General features: G+C 62.3%; 30 protein-coding genes. 9 read left to right on the top strand and 21 right to left on the bottom strand.

Features of this window, described 5'->3' with window-relative positions; translation table 11 throughout:
* The first annotated feature begins 173 nt into the window (after window positions 1-173).
* Together IZ6_RS06500 and IZ6_RS06495 are read left to right on the top strand one after the other, a co-directional pair.
* The gene (locus IZ6_RS06500; protein WP_222877185.1) at window positions 174-419 is read left to right on the top strand and encodes a hypothetical protein; all 246 of its coding nucleotides are present in this window, start codon (window positions 174-176) and stop codon (window positions 417-419) included.
* Window positions 380-769 carry a COG3904 family protein gene (locus IZ6_RS06495; protein ID WP_222877184.1) on the top strand — a complete coding sequence of 130 codons (390 nt, stop codon included), beginning with the start codon at window positions 380-382 and terminating at the stop codon, window positions 767-769. Before IZ6_RS06500 ends, IZ6_RS06495 begins: the two co-directional genes overlap by 40 nt.
* Window positions 770-870: 101 nt before the next feature.
* Here the strand turns inward: IZ6_RS06495 and IZ6_RS06490 are convergent, their stop codons facing one another.
* A complete protein-coding gene (locus tag IZ6_RS06490; protein ID WP_222877183.1) occupies window positions 871-1,266 on the bottom strand; it encodes a terminase small subunit in 396 nt (131 codons plus the stop codon).
* Between the two features lie 380 nt (window positions 1,267-1,646).
* Here IZ6_RS06490 and IZ6_RS06485 point away from each other — a divergent pair, with 380 nt between their 5' ends.
* The 5 genes from IZ6_RS06485 to IZ6_RS06465 all read left to right on the top strand — a co-directional run bounded on the left by IZ6_RS06485 (window position 1,647) and on the right by IZ6_RS06465 (window position 7,239).
* On the top strand, window positions 1,647-4,844 hold the full coding sequence (locus IZ6_RS06485; RefSeq protein ID WP_222877182.1) for a PAS domain S-box protein: 3,198 nt from the start codon (window positions 1,647-1,649) through the stop codon (window positions 4,842-4,844).
* A 137-nt stretch (window positions 4,845-4,981) separates the two neighbouring features.
* Window positions 4,982-5,620 carry a response regulator transcription factor gene (locus IZ6_RS06480; RefSeq protein ID WP_222877181.1) on the top strand — a complete coding sequence of 213 codons (639 nt, stop codon included), beginning with the start codon at window positions 4,982-4,984 and terminating at the stop codon, window positions 5,618-5,620.
* Complete coding sequence (locus tag IZ6_RS06475) at window positions 5,617-6,006, top strand: response regulator (protein WP_222877180.1); 390 nt, start codon at window positions 5,617-5,619, stop codon at window positions 6,004-6,006. The genes IZ6_RS06480 and IZ6_RS06475 overlap by 4 nt, the downstream gene beginning before the upstream one ends.
* Entirely contained in the window at window positions 5,996-6,694 is a 699-nt protein-coding gene (locus tag IZ6_RS06470) for a response regulator transcription factor (RefSeq protein WP_222877179.1), read from the top strand. Before IZ6_RS06475 ends, IZ6_RS06470 begins: the two co-directional genes overlap by 11 nt.
* Before the next feature lie 101 nt (window positions 6,695-6,795).
* Window positions 6,796-7,239: a CBS domain-containing protein gene (locus tag IZ6_RS06465; protein ID WP_222877178.1), complete on the top strand. Its 444-nt coding sequence runs from the start codon at window positions 6,796-6,798 to the stop codon at window positions 7,237-7,239.
* A 15-nt stretch (window positions 7,240-7,254) separates the two neighbouring features.
* On the opposite strand, the gene IZ6_RS06460 is transcribed toward IZ6_RS06465, so the two are convergent.
* The 5 genes from IZ6_RS06460 to IZ6_RS06440 form a co-directional block, all read right to left on the bottom strand.
* Window positions 7,255-7,845, bottom strand: coding sequence for a glutathione binding-like protein (locus tag IZ6_RS06460; RefSeq protein ID WP_225874025.1), 591 nt, complete (start codon window positions 7,843-7,845; stop codon window positions 7,255-7,257).
* 5 nt (window positions 7,846-7,850) lie between these two features.
* Entirely contained in the window at window positions 7,851-8,570 is a 720-nt protein-coding gene (locus tag IZ6_RS06455; protein ID WP_222877177.1) for a sensor histidine kinase, read from the bottom strand.
* Window positions 8,571-8,687: 117 nt separating this feature from the next.
* Complete coding sequence (locus IZ6_RS06450) at window positions 8,688-9,443, bottom strand: SDR family oxidoreductase (RefSeq protein ID WP_222877176.1); 756 nt, start codon at window positions 9,441-9,443, stop codon at window positions 8,688-8,690.
* Window positions 9,444-9,447: 4 nt separating this feature from the next.
* Window positions 9,448-9,873 carry a cupin domain-containing protein gene (locus tag IZ6_RS06445; protein ID WP_222877175.1) on the bottom strand — a complete coding sequence of 142 codons (426 nt, stop codon included), beginning with the start codon at window positions 9,871-9,873 and terminating at the stop codon, window positions 9,448-9,450.
* Between the two features lie 68 nt (window positions 9,874-9,941).
* Entirely contained in the window at window positions 9,942-10,703 is a 762-nt protein-coding gene (locus tag IZ6_RS06440) for an SDR family oxidoreductase (protein WP_222877174.1), read from the bottom strand.
* A gap of 309 nt (window positions 10,704-11,012) precedes the next feature.
* On the opposite strand from IZ6_RS06440, the gene IZ6_RS06435 reads away from it, so the two are divergent.
* Complete coding sequence (locus tag IZ6_RS06435) at window positions 11,013-12,008, top strand: alpha/beta hydrolase (protein WP_222877173.1); 996 nt, start codon at window positions 11,013-11,015, stop codon at window positions 12,006-12,008.
* Between the two features lie 530 nt (window positions 12,009-12,538).
* Here IZ6_RS06435 and IZ6_RS06430 read toward each other — a convergent pair.
* From IZ6_RS06430 to IZ6_RS06375, 12 genes are all read right to left on the bottom strand, one after another.
* The gene (locus IZ6_RS06430; protein ID WP_222877172.1) at window positions 12,539-12,796 is read right to left on the bottom strand and encodes a hypothetical protein; all 258 of its coding nucleotides are present in this window, start codon (window positions 12,794-12,796) and stop codon (window positions 12,539-12,541) included.
* 49 nt (window positions 12,797-12,845) lie between these two features.
* Window positions 12,846-13,055, bottom strand: coding sequence for a hypothetical protein (locus tag IZ6_RS06425; RefSeq protein ID WP_222877171.1), 210 nt, complete (start codon window positions 13,053-13,055; stop codon window positions 12,846-12,848).
* Between the two features lie 226 nt (window positions 13,056-13,281).
* A complete protein-coding gene (locus tag IZ6_RS06420; RefSeq protein WP_222877170.1) occupies window positions 13,282-14,058 on the bottom strand; it encodes an alpha/beta fold hydrolase in 777 nt (258 codons plus the stop codon).
* Window positions 14,059-14,162: 104 nt separating this feature from the next.
* The gene (locus IZ6_RS06415; protein ID WP_222877169.1) at window positions 14,163-14,402 is read right to left on the bottom strand and encodes a hypothetical protein; all 240 of its coding nucleotides are present in this window, start codon (window positions 14,400-14,402) and stop codon (window positions 14,163-14,165) included.
* A gap of 74 nt (window positions 14,403-14,476) precedes the next feature.
* A complete protein-coding gene (locus IZ6_RS06410) occupies window positions 14,477-14,836 on the bottom strand; it encodes an SPW repeat protein (RefSeq protein ID WP_222877168.1) in 360 nt (119 codons plus the stop codon).
* Between the two features lie 363 nt (window positions 14,837-15,199).
* Window positions 15,200-17,179, bottom strand: a complete 1,980-nt coding sequence (locus IZ6_RS06405) for a tripartite tricarboxylate transporter permease (RefSeq protein ID WP_222877167.1) — start codon at window positions 17,177-17,179, stop codon at window positions 15,200-15,202.
* Window positions 17,180-17,201: 22 nt separating this feature from the next.
* A complete protein-coding gene (locus IZ6_RS06400; RefSeq protein WP_222877166.1) occupies window positions 17,202-17,876 on the bottom strand; it encodes a GntR family transcriptional regulator in 675 nt (224 codons plus the stop codon).
* Between the two features lie 19 nt (window positions 17,877-17,895).
* Window positions 17,896-18,771 carry an isocitrate lyase/PEP mutase family protein gene (locus IZ6_RS06395; RefSeq protein ID WP_222877165.1) on the bottom strand — a complete coding sequence of 292 codons (876 nt, stop codon included), beginning with the start codon at window positions 18,769-18,771 and terminating at the stop codon, window positions 17,896-17,898.
* The gene (locus IZ6_RS06390; RefSeq protein WP_222877164.1) at window positions 18,768-19,364 is read right to left on the bottom strand and encodes a thiamine pyrophosphate-dependent enzyme; all 597 of its coding nucleotides are present in this window, start codon (window positions 19,362-19,364) and stop codon (window positions 18,768-18,770) included. Before IZ6_RS06390 ends, IZ6_RS06395 begins: the two co-directional genes overlap by 4 nt.
* Before the next feature lie 5 nt (window positions 19,365-19,369).
* Complete coding sequence (locus IZ6_RS06385; protein ID WP_225874024.1) at window positions 19,370-19,846, bottom strand: decarboxylase; 477 nt, start codon at window positions 19,844-19,846, stop codon at window positions 19,370-19,372.
* Window positions 19,847-19,940: 94 nt separating this feature from the next.
* Window positions 19,941-21,071, bottom strand: coding sequence for a type 2 periplasmic-binding domain-containing protein (locus IZ6_RS06380; RefSeq protein ID WP_222877162.1), 1,131 nt, complete (start codon window positions 21,069-21,071; stop codon window positions 19,941-19,943).
* 73 nt (window positions 21,072-21,144) lie between these two features.
* A complete protein-coding gene (locus tag IZ6_RS06375; RefSeq protein ID WP_222877161.1) occupies window positions 21,145-22,188 on the bottom strand; it encodes an alpha-hydroxy acid oxidase in 1,044 nt (347 codons plus the stop codon).
* A gap of 350 nt (window positions 22,189-22,538) precedes the next feature.
* Between IZ6_RS06375 and IZ6_RS06370 the strand changes: the two genes are divergently transcribed.
* A complete protein-coding gene (locus IZ6_RS06370) occupies window positions 22,539-23,207 on the top strand; it encodes a GntR family transcriptional regulator (RefSeq protein ID WP_222877160.1) in 669 nt (222 codons plus the stop codon).
* Window positions 23,208-23,209: 2 nt separating this feature from the next.
* Here the strand turns inward: IZ6_RS06370 and IZ6_RS06365 are convergent, their stop codons facing one another.
* The 3 genes from IZ6_RS06365 to speB (IZ6_RS06355) are packed head-to-tail and all read right to left on the bottom strand — an operon-like array spanning window position 23,210 to window position 25,361.
* A complete protein-coding gene (locus IZ6_RS06365) occupies window positions 23,210-23,527 on the bottom strand; it encodes a DMT family transporter (protein WP_222877159.1) in 318 nt (105 codons plus the stop codon).
* Entirely contained in the window at window positions 23,527-24,483 is a 957-nt protein-coding gene (gene speB / locus IZ6_RS06360) for an agmatinase (protein WP_222877158.1), read from the bottom strand. Before speB (IZ6_RS06360) ends, IZ6_RS06365 begins: the two co-directional genes overlap by 1 nt.
* Window positions 24,480-25,361 (bottom strand): agmatinase, encoded by an 882-nt coding sequence (speB, locus tag IZ6_RS06355; protein ID WP_222877559.1) that lies wholly within the window; start codon window positions 25,359-25,361, stop codon window positions 24,480-24,482. The genes speB (IZ6_RS06360) and speB (IZ6_RS06355) overlap by 4 nt, the downstream gene beginning before the upstream one ends.
* Window positions 25,362-25,413: the final 52 nt, after the last annotated feature.

Raw genomic sequence — 25,413 nt, 5'->3', positions numbered from 1 at the left:
GCAGCGGTATTATCGCTTTTATAATCGTCGATCACTGCCGGTCACGTAGCGGTAAAACGGGTTAAAACCCGCTCCGCCTTCACCACCCTTTCATCCGGACACCCCCATCGCACGTTGAGGGTGGACATTTTCGAGGCTCAGCCTCAGGCTGTGCACGGGACCGGGGGATTTCCATGCATCCGACACGCTTTTCGGCCGGCATCTTCGCGGCCATTGCTTTTGCCGCCATCGCGCTCTCGCCGGCCAAGGCCGGGTCCATGACGTTCAAGCCCATGGACGTCGGCGGCAAAAAGATCCTTCTGGCCGAGGGCGAAATCACCGAAAATTCGGATGCCGCCTTCCGGCGCGCTTTGCGCCGGGGCGGACAAGGCCGCGTGGGATGCTGCATTCGCCCGGCGGCAATATTCTGGGCAGCCTGAAGCTCGGCATCGCCTTCCGCGACGCGAAAAGCACGGTCAGCGTTGCGCCGCAAGGCGGCTGCTATTCGGCCTGTGCCTACGCCCTTTTCGGCGGCGTCAACCGCCAGGTGCCGAAAGGCGCGAAATTCGGCGTGCACGATTTCACCGATGTTAGATGGAAGCCGGGGCACAAGATCACGGCCGCCGAGCAGCGCGAGAACGAGCAGATCTACGATTTTCTCCGCGCCTATGCGAAGAGCATGGGTGTCAGCCCTTCCCTGGTCTCCTCCGCCCAGAAGACGCCTCATGAAGGCATGCGCGTGCTGAGCCGCAAGGAGCTGGCGCAGAACGGCGTCGTGACGGGCCGCTGAACTCTGGGTGTTTCCGCGTTCAGATTCCGCTCCACGCCCCCTCTCGCCGCTCGTCGCTAACGCGATGAGTCGGCTCTCTCCCGTGAACGGTAGAGGGGGAGTCAGTGCGCCGCGCCCGCCACAATGGCCATCAGTTCCTCATCCGACAGCTCCTTCACCGTGCGCGTCGTGCTTGAGCGTTTTTCGACGCGGACGCCGGCGAGGATGCCGATCTCCTTGATGGCGGCGATGGCGGCGGCGGGCTGCTCCGTGTCCATCGCGAGCACGCGTGCGGCTTCGGCTTTTGCGATGAGTTTCCCTGCCGTCACGCCGGTTTGTATCGCCAGTTCTTCGAGCAGTTCGGCGCGGCGCGCGACGATGTCGGGTTTGCGGATCAGGGCGGAAGCGGCGGACGCGCAGAGGCTGTAGCCGGCCGCCGAATAGGCCGCGCGCTGGCCCATGCCTTCGGAAAGTTTCTGCACGAACAGTTCGTGACGCGGATTGGTCAAAGCGGGCATGTGAATTCCGTGTGTTGTGAAGTGAGGTTTGCACTGCCTCATCCTGAGGAGCGCCAAAGGCGCGTCTCGAAGGATCGGCTGCAAATCCGGCCCATGGTTCGAGACGCGAGGCTGCGCCTCGCTCCTCACCATGAGGCACAGTGTCCGTGGGCCGTGATTTGGCGGCGAAGGTCAAGGGCGGACCGGAGCAGGCTCGATCTCCGCGCCGCCGGGGCCCGCTCCCTCCCCGAAAGTACAGGCCGGCCGCGCCTCAAGGAGGATGGAAGGCCTAATAGTTTTCTATTAGGTGCCAAAAGGAACAGATGACATAGGCTGGCCGCCGCGTTCCCTCGCCCTGGCGCGGGGAACAGGCGTGTTCGTCCGATAGGAGCATTTCGAGAATGGGCGTCTGGTCACACCGGCCCCCGCTGCAATATCTGGGGCTCTTCTATGCGGCCTATTTCCTGGGCTGCGGGTTCGCCCAGGCGTTCGTCATCGTCCCCGGGATCACCGTCTCGATCTGGCCGCCCGGCGGCGTTTTCCTTGCAACGCTGATCCTGACCGAGCGCCGCAGCTGGCCCTGGTGGATCCTTGCCGGATTTCTGGCGGAGATGACGGCGCAGGCGATCTGGTTCGGCAGCCCCTGGGCTGCGGGCGCCCTCATCTATGCCGGCAACGCCGCGGGAGCCATGACCGGCGCCCTGCTGATCACACGATTCTGCGGACGGCCGCTGCGGCTCGAGACCCTGCGCGACGTTCTCGCTTTCCTCGTGTTCGGCGCCGGAACGGCGCCGCTCGTCAGTGCAACGATCGGCAGCGCAACGCTTGCGGCCTTCAGCATCAAAGACCAGACCTTTGCCGGCGTATGGCCGATGTTCTGGATCGGCGACGCCACGGGCATTCTGCTGATCGCTCCTCTCACTTTGGTCGTTATTCAACACTGGCGCGGCAGGGACAAAATCTCCCCCGCACGTCTGATGGAAGGCGGCGTTCTGGCGGTCATCTTTCTGTGCGTCGCCGCGCTGTCGCTGACCGGTTATGAGGGCTTTGCCTATCTGATCATGCCGCCGCTGCTCTGGGCTGCGGTGCGTTTCGAATTCAAGGGCGTTGCGGTCGCGCTGATCCTGCTCGCGCTGATCACGCTTGTGCTGACCGTCTCGGGCTACAGCCATTTTGTCGGCGATGCGGCCTCGCAGCGCGAAAAGCAGGTGATGCTGCAGATCTTTCTCGCGGTCTCGGCCTTTTCCGCGCTCATCGTCGCCGCGCTCTCGCGCCAGCATCAGCAGGCGATCTCTGCCCTGCGCGAGCGCGAAGCAAAAATCCGGCGGCTGGTCGATTCAGACATTATCGGGATCGTGCAATGGGATCTCGACGGCACAATCATCGACGCCAATGACGCGTTTCTCCGCATGGTCCAGTACGAGCGCAAAGACGTTGAGAACGGGATCCGATGGATCGATATGACGCCGCCGGAATGGCAGGACGTGCATGCCCGCGAGGAAGCGGAGGAACTTGCGGCGACGGGCAAGATGCAGGCCCGCGAGAAGGAATATTTCAGGAAAGACGGCAGCCGCGTGCCGGTCTTGATCGGCGCGGCCTGTTTCGAGGGTCAGTCCCGGCAGGGTGTCGCCTACATTCTCGATCTGACCGACCTCAAGCGCACCGAAAGCGCGCTGCGCGAACGCGAGCACGAGCTGTCTCAGATCGTGAACCTCGTTCCGGTTCACATCCGGCGCCTGTCGGCAGAGGGCGAGCCGACCTTCTTCAATAAAAGGCTGGTCGATTTCTGCGGTCTCGACCTCAACGATCTCGATGCAGCGAACCGGTCCATGCGCGCGGCGGCCATTCAGACGCTAGTCCATCCCGAGGACGCGGACCGTCTGATGGCGACGGTTCAGAACTCGATCAACACCGGCGAAAGCTATGCGATGAAATATCGCTTCCGCCGGCCCGACGGCTCCTACAGCTGGGTCGACGGCCGCGGCGAGCCCGTGCGCAACCAGCATGGCGAGATCACGCACTGGTATGCGATCTCGATCGATATCGACGAGGAAATGAAAGCGCAGGAAGAACTGCGCACCAGCAAAAAGCAACTCGAGCAGATGATCGATGCGGTGCCCGCTCTCATCTGGACGGCGAACCCAAACGGCACGCCGATTTATATCAACAAGCGCTATACCGACGTCACCGGCGCGACGCTTGAGGATTTTACCGCCGGCGGCGCATCGCCGGCGTTTCCGCGCGGCGTCATCCACCCCGACGACGAGGAGATGCGGGCGCGGGTGCGCACCCATGCGTTCGAAACCGGCACGCCCTATTTCGCCCATTACCGGCATATCCGGCGCGACGGCTCCTACCGCTGGACCGAAACGCGCGCCGAGCCGCTGCGTGACGAGAACGGCAATATCGTCATCTGGTATGGCGTCAGCGTCGACATCCACGACCTCGTGACCGCCCAGGAATCGCTCCGCGCCCGCGAACGCGAACTCTCGCTGCTCGTCGAAACGCTGCCGGCGCTGATCTATTGCGCGGCGCCGGACGGCAAGCCGATCTATCGCAGCCGGCAGCTTTCCGAATATCTCGGCTTCAATCTCGAAGATAAGGACGACAGCGGAAAGACGCGGCTCGATTCCACGCTCGACGACATCATCCACCCGGACGATCTTGCCGCTGTCAAAGAGAAATACATGTATTCACTGGCGACCGGCGAACCTTATGCGCTCCGGCACCGGCTGCGCCGCTTCGACGGCACCTATCGCTGGGTCGAGACTCGTACCGCCGCGATGCGCAATGCCGCAGGCGAGATCGTGCAATGGAACGGCGTGTGCTTCGATATCGACGCCGAGATGCGCGCGCAGGAAAATCTGCGCCTCGCCCAGGAAAATCTCGCCCGCGCCGCGCAGGCCGCGAGCCTGTCCGAACTCTCGGCCTCCATCGCCCATGAGATCAACCAGCCGCTTGCCGCCATCGTCGCGAACTCGCATGCCTGCCAGCGCTGGCTCGGGGCCGAACCCGCCAATATCGAGCGCGCCAAAATCACCGCCGAGCGCATCGTCCGCGATGCCAATTCGGCGGCAGACGTCATCAGCCGCATCCGCGCCCTCTTCCGCCAGTCGACGCATATCAGGTCGTCGGAGGACATCAACCGCCTCATCCGCGAAGTCTGCCGCCTGATGGCAGACGAGGTCGGCGGCAAGGAGATCCGCATCGAGACGCGCCTCGACCCCGATCTGCCGCTGATTGCGCTCGACCGCGTCCAGGTGCAGCAGGTGTTCGCCAATCTGATCCGCAACGGCATCGAGGCGATGGACGCCTCCGCCGCCGATGCGCGCTCGCTGCACATAAGCTCAACCCGCGACGGGTCGGACGCCATCCGGGTCGAGGTCTGCGATCACGGCACCGGCTTCAACGACACCGAGCGGGCCTTCGAGCCCTTCTTCACCACCAAGCCCAACGGCATGGGCATGGGGCTGGCCATCTGCCGGTCGATCGTCGAATCCCATGGCGGCCGCCTCTGGATGACCAATAACGACACGCGCGGCGCAACCGTTGCTTTTACCCTTCCCCTGACGGCCGAGGAGCCGGCGGCGGGGGCCTAAACGCCGGTCCGGGCGGGGCAATATATGGATATCCATGAGGTACGGGCGGCCAATGCCGGGATAGAGTGCGGCATGCTTATTCGAGTGGATTCGTCGTCGGCCCGAGGGGGATTACCGGGCGGCTGGGAAATGACGTCATGACCGCAACCGTGCTTATCGTCGATGACGATGTCGGCATAAGAGAAGCGTTGAGCGATCTCATCGCCTCTCACGGCATGCAGGCCGTGACCTTCGGTTCGGCCGGCGAGTATATGCGGGCTGCAAAGCCCGAGGGACCCGCCTGCCTTATCCTCGATGTGGAACTGCCGGACATTAACGGCCTTGAGCTGCAAAAGCAGATCGCCGAGGGCGATCATCCGCCTATCGTCTTCATCACCGGGCACGGCGACATTCCCTCTTCCGTGCGCGCGATCAAACGAGGCGCCATCGACTTCCTGACCAAGCCGTTCAGCGAAGACGATCTGATGGCGATCATCCGCACGGCTCTCACCGAGGACGAAAAAACGCGCTCCGAACGCGCCGAACGCGGCGCGATCGAAAAGCGCTATCTCAGCCTCACCCCGCGCGAGCGCGACGTGCTGCCGCTCGTCGTCTCCGGCCTGATGAACAAACAGGCCGCCGCCGAACTTGGGATCAGCGAGGTCACCCTGCAGATTCACCGACGCAATGTAATGCAGAAAATGGCCGCGTCTTCTCTTGCCGACCTTGTGCGTATCGCCGGCAGATTGGGAATAACCGGTTCTCACTCTCGCCGATCGGGAGAACCAAACGAGTGAGCAAGGACAAATTCGTGGTGGCAGTTGTCGATGACGATACGAGATTGCTTGAATCGCTGGACGATCTTCTCGATTCCGCGGGCTATTCGGTGCGCCCGTTTTCCTCGGCCAAGGCGTTTCTTGCCAGCGACTGGTCGGATGTCGATCTCCTTATCACCGATATCGGCATGCCCGACATCGACGGGCTCGAGCTGCGCGACCGCGTCGGCAGAAGCCGCCCGAAAATGCCGGTCTTTCTCATCACCGGGCGCCATGAAATTGCCGATCAGCAGAGAACTCAGGGAATTCGCGATCTTTTCCGCAAGCCGTTCGACGGAAGCGCTTTGCTTTCGGCTCTGAACGACGCCTTACAAAATCGCAAACAGGGGGATGGCCATGACGCATAACGAGCTGCTCTCTCGAAAACCGCAGCAAAACTCTCTTCGATGGAAGAACGACGAGCGCGAACCGCTCGTCATCATCGTCGACGACGATGAGGCGGTACGCGAAGGTCTGTCGGAGCTTCTTCTCTCCGCCGGCCTCAATCCCGTCGCCTTCGCATCGACCCGCGAGCTTCTCGACGCCGGCGTTCTCGACCGGCCCGGCTGCCTCATCCTCGATGTCAGAATGCCCGGAACAAGCGGGCTCGATCTCCAACGGCATCTGACGGAAAGCGACAATCCCAAACCCATCATCTTTCTGACCGGCCATGGCGATATTCCAATGACCGTCCAGGCGATGAAGGCAGGCGCCGTCGATTTCCTAACGAAGCCTGCGCGCGATCAGACGCTGCTCGATGCAGTGATTTCGGGCATCGCACTCGATGCCGAACGGCGGGCGCAATCGATCATCATTAAAAAGCATGTCGACCGACTCGCGACGCTGACGCATCGCGAACGGCAGATCTTTGCCGAAGTCGCACGCGGGCGGCTGAACAAGCAGATCGCCTTCGATCTCGGCATCAGCGAAGTCACGGTGAAACTGCACCGCAGCAATGTGATGCGGAAGATGGAGGCGACCTCCGTCGGCCAGTTGATAAGGACCTGGGAGCTTCTCCCCGCCGAACTGCGCGAGCCGCCTCAGGCGTCGGCCTGATCTAGATCTGTCCGGCGGGCGAGATCGATCTCGCCCTCGGCATAGTGTCGGGCATGCGCCACTGTCGCCTATCCTCATTCGGTCAATGAGGAGCGACCGATTTGTTTGTCGAACAGATCCTGCCGCGAGCGCAGAAACGTCTCGCCAAGATTTCGTCCCATGCCTTCCTGACGGAAGCGGCCGAACTGATGCTGACGCCGGAGACCGATATTCTCGTGGTCTGCAAAACGGGCGTTATGGTCGGCGTCATCACCAAGACCGATATCGTCGCCCAGGTTCACCGGCATAGATCGGGCTCGGGATTTCAGGTGCCGGTCGATACGATCATGACGCGCGAGGTCGCAAGCTGCCGTTTGCACGATCCGCTCCACGATGTGTGGCAGGTCATGAAAACGCGCAATTTCAGACGCATCCCCATCCTCGACACGGCCGACCGGCCGGTCGGCATCGTCTCGATGCGGGACGCGCTGCAAGGATTGTGGAACCAGGCCGAGATCGAAGACGAGTTCCTGCGCGATTATATCGCCGGCGTCGGCTATCGCTGACGCCGGCGCACTCTTTCAGCTGAGGCCTTCTTCGGCGAGCGCCGTGCGCACCGCCCCGCGTTCCATCAGGCGAGCGAAATAGTCCGAAATCTTCGCCGGAAGCTGAACGCCGAACATCCTGGCCCAGCGCAGATTCACGAAGAGATAGGCATCGGCGACGCTGAAGGCCTCACCGAACAGGAACGGGCCGCGCATATTCTTCGCGATGAAGTCGAGACGGTTTGCGATGGCCTCGCGCGCCTGCGCCTTGTCGGCATCGGGCGCATGCTTGAAGAAGGGTTTTGCCGCTTTGTGGATCTCGGTCGAGATGAAAGCGAGCATCTCGATGAGCTTGGTGCGGCCGAGCGGGCCGGAGACGCCGAGCGAAGGCGACTGATCGGCGATATAGGACAGGACGGCGATGTTTTCCGTCACCATCTCGCCGCCGTCGAGAACAAGCGCCGGCACATAGCCTTTGGGGTTCACGGCGGTAAAATCCGCACCCTCCTCCGTCTTCTTGGTCTTGAGATCGACCTTGTCGAAGGTGGCGGGAATATTGGCTTCGTGGAGCGCGATGCGGCCGGCAAGGCTGCAGGCTCCGGGCGTGTAATAGAGTTTCATGGTCATGGTCCTTACCTGTTGGGTTGGGGATTTCCGGAACGGATCGCGGGCATCTGCAGAATGACGGTGGTGCCGATGCCGAAACTGCTTTCGATCACAACGCGCCCGCCGGCCTCCTCGGCAAAGCGCTTGACCATGGGCAGGCCGACGCCGCCCATGCCGTTGCTCTTTGTCGTGAAGAAGGGATCGAAGGCGCGGGCGACCGTTTCGGGCTTCATGCCGATACCGCTGTCAGAAACACGGACTTCGATCCCGTCTCCGCCCGCCTCCGCCGCGCTCAGCCGGATGACGCCGCCATCGGGCATGGCATCGCGCGCATTGAAGAGAAGATTGAGAACGGCGTTCTTCAAGGCCAGCGGATCGCAGCGGATAAACGGCAGATCGCCGCCGATTTCGACATTCAGGCGTGCGCGTTCAGTCCACGTCCCGGCAATCAGCGTCTCGATCTCGGTGAGACACTCCGGAAGGCTGATCTCTTCCTGAGCGGAGACCTCGGCACGCGCACGGCCAATCGTCTGGCGGACGAGAGCCCCCGCCTGATCGAGCGAGGTCCTGGCGCCGTCGACGACCGGAGAAAGACCCGCCCGGCGAATGCTCGGATCGTTCGCCATGATGTTCAGCGCGGAATAAGCGATCTGGATGAGATTGCCGAGATCGTGAACGACGCCCGCCGTCAGAAAACCTGTTAATTCCGAAGCCCCCAACCGGGGCTGCGTGTCGATGCGCAGCATGCCCGCCTCCTGTCATTACGTTACGGACCACTATGACTGACGGTGGCGGCCGGTCGATTGGGTCAAGAGGCAGACGGACCCATACCGGCGGACAGGGTGAGCTGGCGCTCCGGCGTCTCAGCCGGCGGGAATGAGCTGCCGCAGCCAGTCGCGGACGCTGCTCTGGCAAAGGCGCGGGCTTGTGCCGGGCATCAAGGATTGCGAGCCGAGCTCGGCGCCGAAATAGCGCGATCGCGCATCGGCAACGACATCGCGCGGATCTTCACGGGCGCTGAGGATTTGCCGCGCAAGCTCGTCGAACCAGACCGGCTCGGGGCCCGCGACTTCGAGGACGCGGTTCTGAGGCTCGCGCAGAGCGATATCGGCGATGACTTCAGCCAGCTCGTCTGAGGCGAGCGGCTGCATCTGCGCCGGCGGTAACCTAACGACATCCGCATTCGATTGCGTGTCCAGGAGCCGCTCGATGAGCTCGAAAAACTGTGTCGAGCGCACCACCGTAAACGGCGTCTTCGACGCGCGGATCAACGCCTCCTGCGCAGCTTTCGCACGGAAATAGACGCTGTCCTGCAGCCGGTCGAGACCGACGACCGACAGCGCCACATGATGGCGCACGCCGCCCGCAGCTTCCGCGGCGATCAGATTGCGCGCCACCGCGACAAAGAAATCGAGCACCGCCGCCCCATCGGACGACGGCGCATCGATTGCATCGATCAGGACTTCCGCTCCGGCCACGGCCTCGGCAAGGCCGTCGCCCGTCATGGCGTTGACGCCAGACCTTGGCGAGGCCGAGACCACCTCATGCCCGGCATCGCGCAACAGATCGACGACGCGCGCGCCGATCAGCCCGGTGCCGCCAAGAACGACGATGCGCATGGCGCTAATTCCCGGCGACGGACGGATCCGGATAGAGAATTTCCTTCTCAGCGGTATCGACGACGAAGACGGCCAGAAGCTTTGCCGGCGCGGTCGTCGAGGCATTGGCGCTCACCTGGTGATGATCGCCCGGGCGCTCGGACCAGCTCTCGCCGGTCCTGTAGGTGATGACCGGCCCGCCATTGACCTGGCTCTTGATCGCACCGTCCAGAACCGTCGCATAGATGAAGGCCGAGTTCGGATGCCGGTGCGACGGGTTGGATTCGCCCGGTCCATATTCGACGAGAATGCCGCGCATGCTTTTGCCCGGCACGTTGGGCAGCTCCTGGTCGAAGACAACCCTGACGTTGGATTTCTTTTCGCCGTGCGCCGACGCAGCGCTCGCTGTCATGGCGATCAGCGCCGCCGCACACATAAGTTTCCCGATCATATTCGTCTCCTCAGATGAACAGAGAGAGGCAGGCGCCCGACTGTGTCCGGCACCCGCCGCCTTGTGGTTCACGCAGCCTGCTTTGCCGCCTGCCGGGAGAGCCAGTCTTCGAAGCGCGTCGCGCCGATGCGGGCACCAGGACCGGCGACCAGCGAGCCGTCGTCGATGGTGATGCCGAAATAGAGTGCCTCTTTGTCGCCGATGACCTCGCGCGGATCGCCGGTCTGCTTCAGATAGCGGGCGACGGCCTCGAACATGCGAATCTTGTCGGCGCCGGCAATCTCGACAATGCCGTTCAGCGGCGCACCGAGCGCGACATCGGTCATCGCATCGGCGACATCGTCAGAATAGATCGGCTGATAGTAGGCCGACGGCAGACGGATGGTGTCGCCGCTCGCGCCGGAATTGGCGATAGCGCCGGTGAAATCGAAGAACTGGGTGGAGTGGACGATCGAATACGGGATCTTCGACGAGCGGATCAGCTTTTCCTGAGCCGCCTTACCGCGGAAATAGCCGCTGCCCTGCAGACGCTCGGTGCCGACGATCGACAGCGCAATATGATGTTTGACGCCGGCTTCGGCTTCCGCGGCGAGAAGATTGCGACCCGAGGTTTCGAAAAAATCGAGAACCGCCTTTTCTTCAAAGGACGGCGAATTGGCAAGATCGATGACGACCGAGGCGCCAGAGAGCGCATCCTTCAGGCCCTCGCCCGTGATCGTGTTGACGCCGGTGTTCGGCGAGGCGGCCAGGACCTCATGGCCTTTCTTGCGCAGACGCTCGACGGTTTTGGATCCGATCAGGCCGGTGCCGCCAATCACAACGATTTTCATATTCACTCTCCATTCGCAAAATTTGGCCAGCCGCATCGGCCGGTGGCGAAGGTTTGAGAGTGCTTGAGCGAGGCAGCTTGGCCTATTGGGCGGAAGCATCTTCGAACCCATGCCAAAGTACAGGTCGCCTGCGGCGCTTGCTCAGGGGCAACGCCGCGCTGCGGCGGCGCTGCGCTGCTTCGGTATCGGTGTTTTATGCCCGCGCCCAAATGACGGGCGGCGCGGCCAAGGTGACAGGTAGAGGCGGAGCGATGCGCCGGGAAAAGGCGGTCACTTCTTCTGTTCACCGATTTCGAGAGGAATTCCCCCATGTCCAAAAATTCATCGCTTGCCATGCGGACCGAACCGCTTGCCAACGGCCCGGTGCTCGAGCCCGAGACGCAGGACTTCGTGACCAGCATTCAAGGTCTGCCGCCGATCACCACGCTGACGCCGGAGGGTGCCCGCAACCTGATCCTGAACGCGCAGAAATCCGTCGCCGTCAGCCTGCCGGATGTTGTGAGCGAAGACCGTGTGCTGAAAATCGGCCCGACGGGACGCACGAATATTCGCGTGATCCGCCCGGCAGAGGCCAAAGGCACCCTGCCCGCCGTCGTTTACATTCATGGCGGCGGCTGGGTGTTCGGCGACAAGGAAACGCATGACCGTCTGATCCGCGAGATCGCAGTCGGCGCCAATGCCGTCATCGTCTTCGTCGATTACGAACGCTCACCTGAAAGCCGCTTTCCCATCGCGGTCGAGCAGAGCTATGCCGTCACCGACTATGTGGCCAAGCACGCCGCCGAGTTCGGCATCGATCCGACGCGGCTCGCAATTGCCGGCGACAGCGTCGGCGGCAATATGACGGCGGTCGTCGCCATCATGGCGAAGGAACGCAACGGCCCGGCGATTGCGGCGCAGCTTTTGTTCTATCCGGTGACGGATGCGTCCATGTCGACGGATTCCTATGACGAGTTTGCCGACGGCCCCTGGCTGACGAAAAAGGCCATGGCTTTTTTCTGGGAGCGTTATCTGCCGGAAGCCTCAAAACGCGAGGACGTACATGCCTCGCCGCTCAACGCTCCGCTCGATGCGCTGCGCGGTCTGCCGCGGACCCTGCTGCTGGTCGATGAGAACGATGTGCTGCGCGATGAAGGCGAAGCCTATGGCAGGAAGCTGACCGAGGCCGGCGTCAGCGTCACATCGCTGCGCTATAACGGCACGATCCATGACTTCATGATGCTGAACGCGCTTGCCGGAACACCGGCGGTGCGTGCGGCTGTCGGCGTTGCCAATGGCTATCTGCGCAACGTCTTTGCGCACTGAACAGAAAAAACCGGCGCGGGATGAGCCCGCGCCGGTCGGTGTTCGCTATCTAGGCCCGCACGGCTCCAAACAGCCCAAGGAAGCTCAAGGACTGGCAACCGACCGAAAAGAGGTGAAACACTCGCCGCGAAAATGGCCGCTCAGCGACGCGCTACTTGCTGGCGTCTGGACGACTGCTTCGTTCTGGATCGAGAATTGTGGATAAGTTACGCAAAAAAACGGTGTTCTACCCTTTCGGAATAGGCACTTACATCTGACGTAAGGTCGGATGAAGCGGGCCCCACACGGCGCCGTGTTTGACAGGCCCCCGCGAATAAGTGCTTAGATTCCGGTCACCCGAACCCGCCCGCACAGGTTCTCTTATGGAGAGGTGCGTCGTGCGGAAACGTTCCCCGTTTCGTGGTGCTTGGGCCTTTTTAAAGCGCGAAGCCCCGACTCTTTTGACACTACTGATGGTCATCACGGGTTTGGTGAAGCTCGCCGAGCATCTCGCGTCATGGCTCGGCTAAAGAGTGCTCGACATCTTCAGCTCAGTCGCTCCGTGGCGAGAAAAGGTTTTTCGGCTGGCCCGGCAAAGGCTCGACCTCGGGTTCGGACTGCACAAACTGATTGCCGCTGCCCCAATCCTGCGCGGTATCGGCGACCGGTACTTCATCATTGCCGCGCCCGGCGGGCCCGCCGCCCACCTCCTCGCGTCCTCCGCCGCCATAGCTCTTATAGTCCTTGAGCGTCATCGGCTCGAATGTGCCTTTTTCCTTCGTCACGGCGCGCTCCTCAACAAGATTCATGAAAGCTTTTCCCGGGAGCGCCCTGCGGCGCATCCCGGGAGGAAAGCGCTTAGCGATCGTCTTCGCGGCGCGGATCGAAGGTGAATTCCTCATTCTGCGGCTTATCTTCCGCAGACGCGCGGCCCTCGTACAGAACCTGTGCCCGATCGAGCGTCGAGACGCCGTCGCGGCGGTCGATATGGTCTTTGCCGTCGCCGGCCTGAGTCGTGCCGGTCGCGAAAAGAACGGCGATAGTCGCAAGCATCATAATACGGGTCATGGTGTAGTCTCCATCTGAACTGCGCTTAAGCGCATGTCGGAAAATCGTCAGGCGGGATCTCCGCCGTTGACCTGAAGACCTTGCGGCAATGCGCCCTCCTCCGATACCGGCGGGAAGTATAGCTGCTCTATCCATCGTAGTTACGCATGTCGGCCGGAGGTTTAGTTCTGTCCTGAAAATGAAAAAGCCCGCGCCGTAAAGCGCGGGCTTCGAGCGTGATGTCCTGTCAGCGGGCGGATGCGGCACCGGCAATGAAGGCCGCGACCTCTTCGGGATGCGAGGCCATGACGGCATGCGAGGCGCCGTCGATGACGACGGTCTTCTTCGCGTGGGCCCGCGCGGCCATGAATTTCATGACGGCCGCCGGAATATTGCGGTCGGCCGAGCCGTAGATCATGTAGGACGGAAGGCGCTTCCAGGCCGGTGCGCCGGCCGCTTCGGACAGTGCCGCAAGCGTGACCGGACGCTGCGTTGCCGCCATCAGAGCGGCTTCCGCCGCCGGAAGATCCGCCGCAAACTGCTCATGGAACACATCGGGACGGATATAGAGGTCCTGTCCGCCGCCTTGCAGCGCCACCGGCTGCAGCGCCTTACCGAGCGTGCTGCCGGGAAATTTCTGCGCGAGCACATTGGCGGATTCGCCGGTGTCCGGCGCAAAGCCCGCGACATAGACAAGGCTCTTCACATTGGGTGCATCATTGGCGGCTTCAGTGATGACCGGACCGCCATAGGAATGGCCGACCAGAATGACATCGCCCGGGATCGAGCGCGCGAGCGCGGAGATCGCCGCGGCATCGGTTTTGACGCCGCGGAGCGGATTGCCCGCGGCCACGACATGAAAGCCCTGCCCGCTCAGACGTTCGATAACGGAGTTCCAGCTGGACGATTCCGCAAACGCGCCGTGCACAAGGACGATGGTGGGCTTTGCCGCCGCATTGGCCTCGAACGCAGAGGCTCCGACGGCCGATAGCAGAAACAGAAAGGCAGTAAAAAACGCGCGCATAATTCTCTCCATAAGGTGATTGCGAGGAGAAGATCATGCGCGGCGAAGAATGATCGCCCAATCCGCCGGAAGCATCGCGCGCACTATACGCAAGGCGCGGATCGCTAAAGCAAAGGATAGATCGCGATGAAAGCGAGCATTGCGATGCCGAGCGTCACGGCAAGCAGAGAGAGTGCAATACCCGCGCGCGGCGGCGCGACAGAGGGCGGCGCGAATGTGACGACGATATCGCTGCGGTAAAAAGACGTGACGACGCCCGCCCCCTCGTCATCGGTCGGTATCGGCGCGGCTGATGGCCAGGAAATGGCCTTTTCCATGCGGCGCGGCGGTCTGCGGGAAAACATCGTCTCTCTCCCTCTCTGCCGGAAAATCCGAAGGGCGGCCGGTGAAACATCCACACGCCGCCCTTCGGCAGGTGTCACTGGGAGGCAAGCGATCTTGTGCGCCGCGACCAGCGCTTCTGCAGCTGGATCGTAGCGATGGTGACGACGCAAAGCCCGATGAAGAGATGGACGAGGACAGCGGCCTGCACCTCGCCGAAGCCGAGCGTGAAGGGAGCCGCGACGGCCCAGCCGCCGAGGATCAGGTTCGACCATTCCGCCCAGGCCGTGTAGCGCCACAGCCCGATCACCGAAAAGCAGGCGATCGCCGTGCCGACAATGACCGCATTCGCGGCAGAGTTCGCATGCTGGCTGAACATGATGGCGCCCCAGGCGAGCGCCGCGCCGAGAAAGAAATTCGTGACCTCAAACCATTTGTCCTTGAGCGTGTTTCTCATCTTCATCTCCCGGTTGGTCAAACACTCCCGGCGGGATGCCGGGTTTGCGGATGGAGGGAGATTGAGGCGAGACGGCGCGCACGCCTATTCTGCACAGGGATCGGCTGGATTATCCCGAAGTCTAGCTGGTCTTAGCGTATTGACGCCGCTGGGCCGAATGGGGCGGAGAAGAGCCGGACAGGTGGGGCGCTCGTGTGCCGTTTCGTTGGCTGCAGAGAGAAACCGGAAAAAGCTCTGCATCCACCATCCCTGTCGCGTCCGGTTAACACGGCTCGACAGCAGCCACTCTGAAATTTCCGTCCGCCCGCCGCATCTGGCCGGAGGGCCAGCCGGCCTACGCAGGACGGCGAGGTGCCGCCCGCATTACCACTTGCCCGTAATAAGCTCTTGAAGCAGGCCGGGCGCGAAATCGGTCTGGAGGATGACCTCGACCAGAGTGAGGAACAGCGCCAAACCTGCCGCCATGACGGCGCCTTTGAGCCATGAGGTCTTGGCGATGGTGCGCAGGAAGACGAGCGTATAGAGCGGCGCCGCGAAGTAAAAACCGATCACGATGGACAGGGCGGGCAGCGCCGCCAGAAGCCCCACGAGATAGAACGTCGCCTTCGTGCCGCTGTTCTCGGCAATGAGTTCCGCATCCGCGTCGAACAGAAGACCGGGCGCCGCGCTGCGGCGGAACATCCGCACAGCCGTGATCAACAGCAATATGATTGCGATCGAAGCAACGCTGAGCGGAAAGACGTTCGCCAGAAATTTCAGCCGCATCGCATCGACCGCCATCGCGACCACAAAAGCCAGAAGGACGGCCACGAAGGCGAGCTGCGGGACGACCGTTTTTGCCGAGGCGTCGGTGATCTCCCGGTCCTCGCCCGAGGTGCGCGACTGGGCGCGGATGGCGACAAAGAGCGAGAACGCGGCAATGGCAAGGATGATCAGGGATATCGGACGAAGGAAGATATCCCAGCCATAGATCTGCACGGCTCTGTAGAGCGAGGATTCGAGACGCTGGGACAGCACAAGCCCGATCAAGAGCGCGGCGCGCGACCAGCCGAACCGCCGCATATACATGCCGACAACGCCGACAAGGAGAACGGCGACCATGTCGCCCCAGTCTTCCTTGGCCTGATAGGCCGACATGAAGACGGTGACGATGATGAACGGCGCGATCAGCGTAAAACGGATGCGCGTCAACGAGGAGATCGGCCTGGCGAGAGCCATGCTGATCACGGTCGCCAAGACGTTGGCGATCGCCAGCGACCAGATGATGAGATAGATCAGATCGGCGTGATTGGTGAAGAGCGAACGCCCGGGCGTTACGCCGATGACCATAAGTCCGCCGAGGAACAGCGCCATCGTCCCCGAGCTCGGGATGCCGAACAGCAGCGTTGGAATAAGGTCCGCGCCGTCTTTCGCATTGTTGGCCGATTCCGGCCCGATCACGCCGCGCACATCGCCCTTGCCGAACTGGCTCCGGTCCTTTGACGTCTGGACAGTGTGCGCATAGGAAATCCAGCCGACCACGCCGCCGCCGAGGCCCGGCAGAATCCCGGTCAGCGCGCCGAGCGCCGAGCAGCGGATGACAAGGCCGATATTCTTGATCACGTCGCGGATGCCGGTGAGCCAGCCGGAGCGCGACAATTCCTTTTCCGCAATCGAATGATGCTGCCGCAGAATATCGACGATCTCCGGAAGCGCGAAAGCGCCGAGAGCGACGATGACGAGCGGCACACCCTCGGACAGATACAGCGTATCGAAGGTGAACCTGTACTCACCGGTCGCCTGTGCCGAGCCGATCGTGCCGATCAAAAGGCCAAGCGCGCAGGATGCGAGGCCCTTGACCGCGTTCGCACCCGTCAGCATGCCGACCAGCGTCATCGCCAGAACGATCAGCATCAGCTGCTCGGCAAAGCCGATGGCCAGGAGGATGGGGTGAGCTGCGACGAACGCGAAGGTCAGAACGAACGCGCCGATCAGGCCGCCGACGAGCGAGGCGGCGAAAGCCGCGCTCAGCGCGCGTGCCGCCTCGCCGCGCCGCGTCATCGGGAAGCCGTCAAGCACGGTTGCGGCAGCGCCCGAGCCGCCCGGAACGCCGATCAGAACCGAACTGAACGTGTCGGACGTCGCCGTCACCGAACACAGCCCGACCATGACCGCGAGCGCCGGTCCCGGCTCCATTCCGAAAATGAAAGGCAGGATCAGCGCCATGCCGGCGAGACCGCCGATGCCCGGCAGAATGCCGACGATCATCCCGATGCCGACGCCGACCAGGAGATAGATGAGATGCGGCCCGGTCAGCAGCTGAACGAGAGCGGGACCGGCTTGCTGGAGGAGCGAAAAGTCCATGGCTGACCTTGTTGTGGATGCGTTATCGGGAGCCGAGAGAGAAGGAGATCGAGGTTTTCAGCGCCTGGGCGACATTTTCCATATGCTCGGTCATCGCCGCGCCGGCCGCTTCCGGATCGTTGGCGGAGATCGCGGCGATGACGCGGGAATGCTCCGCGAGCGAGCGTTCCGCACGGCCGGGCACGAAGATGGCGCGATATTGTTTGCGGACGACTTTGGATTTAAGCCCCTGGAGAATGCCGGTGGCCGTGCCATGGCCGGCGATCCTCTGGATTTCCTGGTGAAGCTGCTCGTTCAGCCCCGACATTTTCAGGAAATCCTCGGTGGCGAAGGCCTGCTTCATCCGCGCGCCGATATCCTGCAGGATCGCCTTGTCGTCCGGCGTGCATTTTGCGGCCGCATGCTTTGCGACCATCACTTCGACAAGGCTGCGGATTTCGGCGATTTCCAACGCTTCCGCGCCCGAGACCGAGCGGACACGGGCGCCGCGGTTGAGCTCGCGGACGACAAGCCCCTCCTGCTCGATCTTGGCGAGCGCCGTGCGGACATTCGCACGGTTCGTGCCGAACATTTCCGCAAGATCGACTTCGATCAGACGCTCATTGGGCGACAGATCGCCTTTCATAATCGCTTCCCGCAATTGCGAGGCGACATTGTCCGACGAACTGACGGCGGCTTTTCTGCTCGTGGCGGTCATGCGGTTTGAGGCCATTTTGTCATTCGGCGGTCTCGCGGCTGAGACCGAGCGCTTTGCGGGACAGCTGCCGGTGTTCATCGCCGCGCATCAGGATATCGAACAGCGTTTTGTCCATCGCCGGACGGGCGGCATGGCTGTGCGGATCGCGCTCGGCGGCAAGCGCCTCATAGATCGCCTGGGCGGCGACAAGAAACGTCCTGTGTCCGTTCAGGCCGGCACGCACCCGCCGCGTCGTGAGATAGGATGTGTCCGCCAGATCGGGCGGCAGCCGCCCAAGAATGAACGGAAGCCGCACGGACGCCGCAACGGTGTCTAGATCGTCCCGGGTCGACAGGCCGCTGATGAACAGAGCATCGACCCCGCACGCCTCATAGGCGCGCAGGCGATCAATCATGTCCGTGCGGTCGCCGCCGAAATAGGTCGTCCGCGCAATGACCGAAAAATCAGGATCGTGGCGCGCGCCGATCACCGCGTTGAGCTTGCCGACAGCCTCGTCCAGCGAGATCAGGCGCGAACCGCGATAACCGCCATAGGGCACAGGCAGCGCGGTATCTTCGATCGTGATCGCCGATACGCCGGCCATTTCCAGCTCCTGCGCCGTGCGCGCGGCGTTCAGCGCATTGCCGAACCCGTGATCGGCATCGACGAGCAAGGGAATCTCGGCGGCACGATTGATGCGCCGGCACTGCTCGGCCAGCTCGCTTGCGGTGACGAGAAGAAGATCCGGCGCGCCAAGGATCGCGTGCGATGCGACCGAACCGCCGAGAATGGCGAACTCATAGCCCAACTGCTCGGCAATGCGCGCCGAGACCGGATCGAAGACCGAGGCCGGCATGACGCAGCCCGTGCCATCCAGCACCGCCCGGAAACGCCTGCGCCGGTCGGACCAGATCACGGGACGGGCTCGCTGCGGACGCCGATGCCGCGCATGAACCGCTCGCGGATCTGCACAGGATCGCGCGGCGTTTGTTTTTCGGGACGCGCATTGTCGATCTTCACGCCGATAAAAGCGGGACCCGGCGTTATCAGCGCCGCATCGACCAGCTGTTCGAAATGACTCTCGTCCTTGGCCCAGTCCGAACGCGCAAGACCCGAGCCGCGGGCGATCTCGACAAGATCAGCGGTGGTGGCGGAGCTCGCCGGCTGACCGCCGGTGATCTGATAAGCGCCGTTGTCCCACAAGATCAGTTTGAGATTTGGAGGATTTTGCTCGGCGACGGTCGAGAGCGCACCGAGCTGCATCAGGAGAGAGCCGTCCCCTTCCAGCGCAATGACCGTTCGTTTGGGCTGGGCCAGCGCGACGCCGAGCGCAATCGAATAAGCCAGCCCCATGCTGCCGAGCATGTAGAAATTCTGCGGTCGGTTTCCCGCACCCCAGAGATCGAAATTGGAAAAGCCGATGCCGGCGACAACGGCTTCGTCGTTTTTGAGTTTGGCGACGAGCCGCCGCGTCAGATCGGCACGGTTCATGACTTTCGGATGGGCCATCGGATTCACGCGGCCTTTCCGCCGGTCAGGAGCGGCGACAGGATCAGGCAGGTCGGCGCCTGCGTCATGATCGCCTGACGTATCGACTGATTGGCGATGAAATAGGCCTCGTCCAATCGCGAGATGGTGTGGTGCTCGATGCCGAGCGATTGCAGCAAAGGCCGCATCGTCCGGCAGACCAGAGACTGGCCGAGATTGAATTCACCGAGCGTTCCGCGTTCCGAAACGATGAGCACAGTCGGAATCTGGAAAGGCACCGTCAGCGAGGCCAGAACATTCGGCAGCGTCGCAAAACCCGACGTCTGCATCAGTACGGCCGACTTGACACCGCCCATCCACGCACCTGCGGCAATGCCGATGGCCTCCTCTTCACGAGTGGTCACCATCATGTTCACGGCATTGTCTTCACCGAGGCATTTGAACAAGGGCGTGAGAACGGTGTCGGGCACATAAGTGACCAACTGAATGTCGTTATCACGCATGGCCCGGTGAAGGACCGAATGCCAGGGCGCAGATGCAGATCCGTCTGCAGTCATATGAAATCAATCTCCGCTCAGTCTCTGGTCCGGTTTTGCGTTAGCCCCGGATGGTCTGGTTATGCGTTTTGGCCGCCCATTCGCGGAGCCACTGCATATGCTCGGGCTTGATCGTCAGCGCGCTCGTCAGAATGCGCTTGGCGTCCGCACCGACGGACTGGGGATAGTTGCCGATGATGAGCTTTGCCTTGTCGTCGGTCATGCTCGGCAGCTTGAGCCCTTCGGCGGTCGCTTTCGAATAGGCCTCGATGATGTGAGCCGGCGTTTTGGGCGGGAGAAGCAGCATCTTGCCGCCCATCACGCGGGTGTCGAACAGCGACTTCCACACATCGTATTCGAGACCCGACAGCTTCTTGCCGTGAACGGCTTCGTACATTTCGAGGAAATGCGGCGTATCGGGAACGTTCGGATCGCGGACGATCTTTCCGCCCTGCTCGAAGCCCATCGCAAAGAGGAGCTTGACCTTGCCGGCTTCGACCAGAGGCTTCACCTCTTCGGCGAACGAGGCCGTCGTATCGTGACGCATCTGGAATTCGTTGCGCTCGATGCCGGCGCGCGACTCTCCGAGACCGATGCCCCAGATCACTTTCGGCTTGATGCCGAGAAGATCGTAGCTCAGCAGCATGCCGATATCCGACGAGGTGATCGTCTGGACGGCGATGGTCGGCGGCGTCGCGATGAATTTCTTGACGTTGGCTACCGGATCCTCGCTCAGCCCGCCCGCATGATCGGAGCGGCCGAAGACGATGGACCCCGACGGCGACGACAAAAACGCTTCGTAGTCGACGAGATTGTAGTTGATCGACGGGTCCTTGAAGATCGAGTTGACGAGCGTCGAGCCCGAAATCTCGAGAATCCACAGCCCGTCGGCCTCGGCGTTCTTGTCGAATTCGTTGGTGCCGCGGATCGAGCCGCCGCCATCGACATTCTTGGCGACGATGCGCGGCTTGCCGGGCAAAGTCTGCTCAAGGGCCGCGGCATAGAGCCGGCCATGGAAGTTCGACCCGCCGCCGGGGCCGAACGGAATCATCAAGTTCACTTCCTTGCCGGCGAGGTCGAACGGCGCCTGGGCGAAGGCGGATTTCGACACCCCCATCGACGCGGCTGCGGACGCTCCCGCAAGCAGCGACAGAGCGGTACGCCGCGATATATCCGATGATTTCCTGGTCATTGTTCGTTTCCCCTTTGTTGTTACGTTTCCAACAAAATCCGGTGCCTTCTTTTTGAGGCACTCGGCTCAAGCACTATTTCGGCTGGTAATGGGACAGCAGCGGAAAGGCGCTGTGCACATGCGACGGATAGACAGGCACCGCTGCTTCCAGAAGGCTGCCGTCAAGGTCGGAGAGCCGCGCCGCTCCGAGAAGCGCCATGCAGGTAGCGATCTCGTTTTCAAGAATATTCAGGACGGACGTGACCCCGTCATATCCGTCGGTCGCGAGCCCATACAGATACATACGTCCGATGCCGACCATGTCGGCGCCGAGGATCAGAGCCTTGACGATATCGGTGCCGCGGCAGAAGCCGCCGTCGATGAAGATCTTCGCCCGGCCCTTCACCGCAGCGACGACTTCCGGAAGAGCCTTGAGCGTGCCGCGCCCGGAATCGAGCTGCCGGCCGCCATGATTGGAGATGTGCACGACATCGACGCCGATCTCGCAGGCCTTCGCCGCATCTTCCGCGGTGTTGATGCCCTTGATGATGAGCTTGATCGCATGCTTGTCGCGCAGATATTTGACATCGTCCCAATCGAACGCGGCCTGATGGTTCATGCCGGTGGCCGCTTTGCGCCACGGCTTTTCAAACCCTTTGAGCATGTCGCGTTCGCGGCGCGAGGTGACGGCGTTATCGACGGTGATGGCGCAGGCGTCGTAACCGGCGGCCGCCACGCGCTCGATGTTCCCGTCGATCCAGGCGCGGTCGCCGCGCGTGTAAATCTGAAAGACTTTCGGCCCCGATGCCGCAGCGGCGATCGCATCGAGCATCTCGGCTTTCACGGCGCTGCCGAAGACCGGAACACCGAAATCGGTGGCGGCTCTTCCGAGCGCGTCGGGCGCGTTCTCCCAGAATGAGCCGATCGAGCCGACCGGCGCGAGAAACACCGGCATCGTGACCGGCTTGCCGAGGAAATCCGCGCCGGTGTCGATCTTGTCGACACGTCTCAGAACCCGGGGACGAAACGCGAGGGACTCGATGGCCTGGCGGTTCCGGCACACCGTCGTCTCGGTTTCGCTGCCGCCGATCAGGTAGTCCCAAATCTCATCCGACAGTGCAGCCCGCGCGGCTGTCACGAAATCCTGGAGCGTCTGGAGAGAAGAAGGTCGCCTTGCTTCGGAATCCATCGAACTTTGTCCTGTCACTAAAACTGCACTGTCCGGCCCGGAAAAACGGCGCACTCGTCCGGCTCGGAACGAGCCGGCTCGTCCGATTGCTGGGTCTCATCTCGAATTGGACGTCGCGCCGACCGCGCACCCATCCGACCGTGATCCTGATAATGACTAACAGGATTGTCAACAGACTTGTCAGCAGATGCTTCGCCGCTATTCTCCAAATCACGGCGGGAGTTCTAAGATCAGGGCGGCGGCCCACGGATTCTTGAAAGCCGTTCGGCGCTGAACGGCCGGGGTGCGGGAGAGAAGAGATGACGAAGGAAACGGCAAGCGAGATCGAGACGGACTCGTCCTCCCGTGTCGAACAGATTTTCAGCGCCCTGATCTCGGGACTTCGCGAGGGAAAATATGTCCCCGGGCAGCGTATCCGCGACCGCGATATCGCGGAGGCCTTCGGTGTCAGCCGCACCCCTGCCCGCGACGCCATCGGACGCCTGCATTCGCGCGGCCTCCTGGAAGTCGCGCATGGCGGCCTCGCCGTCCGGACGCTGTCACCGCTTGAAGTCGTCGAGCTTTATACGGTGCGGCAGATCCTTGAAGGCTCGGCTGCGCGCTTTGCCGCCCAGCACGCCTCCGACGCCGACATCTTCGCCATCGAGAGCCGGGTCATGGCGTTCGGCGAGGAGCCCGATCCGAAAGGGCGCGCCAAGATAAACCGCCATCTGCACCGCGCCATCCGCGACGCGGCTCACAACAGCTTTCTGGTCAGGACGCTCGACGAACTCGACGTCGCTCTGTCTCTCCTGCCGGGAACGACCTACGAGATCGCCGACCGCTCAAAAGCGGCCTATCTCGAACATGTCGAGATTCTGAAGGCCATCAAGGCACGCGACCCGGATGCGGCAGAGGCCGCGGCGCGCCATCACATCGCACAGGCGCAGCAGGCACGGCTTTCGCCCCGGCTGTCGCGCCCGGACTAAGATCAGTTCGCAAGCCGCAGCGTAATCACGCCGCCGATGATCATCGCGACACCGAGATAGCGCGCGAGCGAAACCGGATCGCCATAGACGAGAATGCCGAGGATGAAGGTTCCCGCCGCGCCGATGCCCGTCCACACGGCATAGGCCGTGCCGATAGGGATTTCCTTCTGCGCAAGCCAGAGCAGCGTGCCGCTGGCCATCAGAAACAAAACCGCAATGGCGATGCCAGCGAGACGCCCGCCGGGCTCCTGCGCCATTTTCAAACCCACCGGCCAGCCGATTTCGACAAGGCCGGCCAGGATCAGATAGATCCAGCTCATCAGCTTTGACGCGCGGCGAAGATATAGCCGAGGAAGTTCAGAAGAACCTGGGCTGCGAGAAAACCGGTGATTCCGGAAGGATCGTAAGCCGGCGCGACCTCGACGAGATCGACGCCGACCACCTTGCCGCGCTTCACAAGACCCTGCAGCACTTCCATCACCTCGTAATAGAGAAAGCCGCCATGGCTCGGCGTGCCGGTGCCCGGCGCGATCGACGGATCGAACCCGTCGATATCGATGGTCACATAATAGCGCGCGCCGGCCGGGATCTGTTCGAGGACGCCCGCGGCACCGAGCTTGCGCGCCTGGCGCACCGACAAAATCTTCGAGCCGCGCGCGCGCGCATCTTCATAGCCCTCGCGCGCCGTCGAGGAGACATTGCGGATGCCGATCTGGGTGATGCCGGTCACGTGCTTCTGTTCGGCGGCGCGGCGCATCGGATTGCCATGGCCTTCGGTTACGCCGTGGCGCACATCGACGAAATCGAGATGCGCATCGATCTGGACGATATGGATCGGCTCTTCGTCGCTGAAGGCGCGGATGCAGGGAATGTTCACCGCATGATCGCCGCCAAGCATAACCGGCAGCGCGCCGCTTTTGATGATCTTGCGCACCGCCGCTTCCGCATTGGCGTGGCTTTTCACCGTGTCGGTATGAACCATATCGACATCGCCGACATCAACGATCCGTACCTTGTCCATCGGCAGATAGACGAGATCGTCTTCGTGGTCGTAGGCGCCGCCATGACCGAAGGAGAACAAAGTCGAAGCTTCACGGATAGCGCGCGGGCCAAAACGCGCGCCCGAGCGGTATTGCGTGCCCATATCGTAGGGAATGCCGAGCACGGCGACATCGGCATCGATCCTGTCGAGATCGGTGCAGACCGGCCGTTTGCCAAAGGTGCAATGGCCGACAAAAGGAAGATCGAGACGCCCGGTCTCGTAACCATGGCTCATCTTTTCGCCTTCCCTTCGGCGAGAACGCAGAGCAGTTCGAACATCATGGTGGCGCCGGTAATGGCGGTGATGCCTCCCTGATCGAAGGGCGGTGAGACTTCGACAAGATCGGCGCCTGAAATCTTGAGGCCGCTGAGCGCACGCACCAGCGCCTGCGCCTCGCGCGTCGTGACGCCGCCGATTTCCGGCGTGCCGGTGCCGGGCGCAAAGCTCGGATCGATGACGTCGATATCGAAGGACACATAGATCGGCTTTGCACCGACGATCTTTTTCGCCTCGTCCATCACGCTGGCAACGCCGCGCTCGGTCAACTCTTCGATGAAGACGAGGCGTATCCCCTGCTCTTTCGCCCAATCGTAATTGGACGCATCGGAGATCGCGCCGCGCAGGCCGATCTGCACGACGCGTTTGGGATCGAGAAGGCCTTCTTCGATGGCCCGGCGGAACGGCGTTCCGTGATTGTAGCGGCTCGTGCCGAAGAAGCTGTCATAGGTGTCGGTATGCGCATCGAAATGGATCATGCCGAGCGGCCCGTCCGAGGCGAGGCCACGCAGGATCGGCAGCGAGATCAGATGATCGCCGCCCGCCGTCAACGGCACGGCGCCGGCTTTCTTCACCCGCGCGTAGAAATCCGAAATCCGCTTCAGGCTGTCGTCGAGATCGAAGGGATTGGTCGCGACATCGCCGCAGTCCGCAACGCGCACAAGATCGAACGGCGAGATGCCGGTGACATGATGCACGCGGCGGACAAGGCTCGACTGGTTGCGCAGCTCGCGCGGACCATGGCGGGCTCCCGGCCGGTTGGTCGTGCCGCCGTCAAACGGAACACCGATCAGCGCAATATCGACCTCTTCCGGCTCCGCCTGCGGCAGCCGCATGAAAGTCGGGATGCCGGCGAAGCGCGGAACGGTGCCGGAATCCAGAGGCTGA

This window comes from Terrihabitans soli, from assembly GCF_014191545.1.
GTDB lineage: Bacteria > Pseudomonadota > Alphaproteobacteria > Rhizobiales > Methylopilaceae > Flaviflagellibacter > Flaviflagellibacter soli.
Note: the sequence above shows the minus strand (reverse complement) of the source record. Positions and strands in the feature narration are given on the sequence as shown.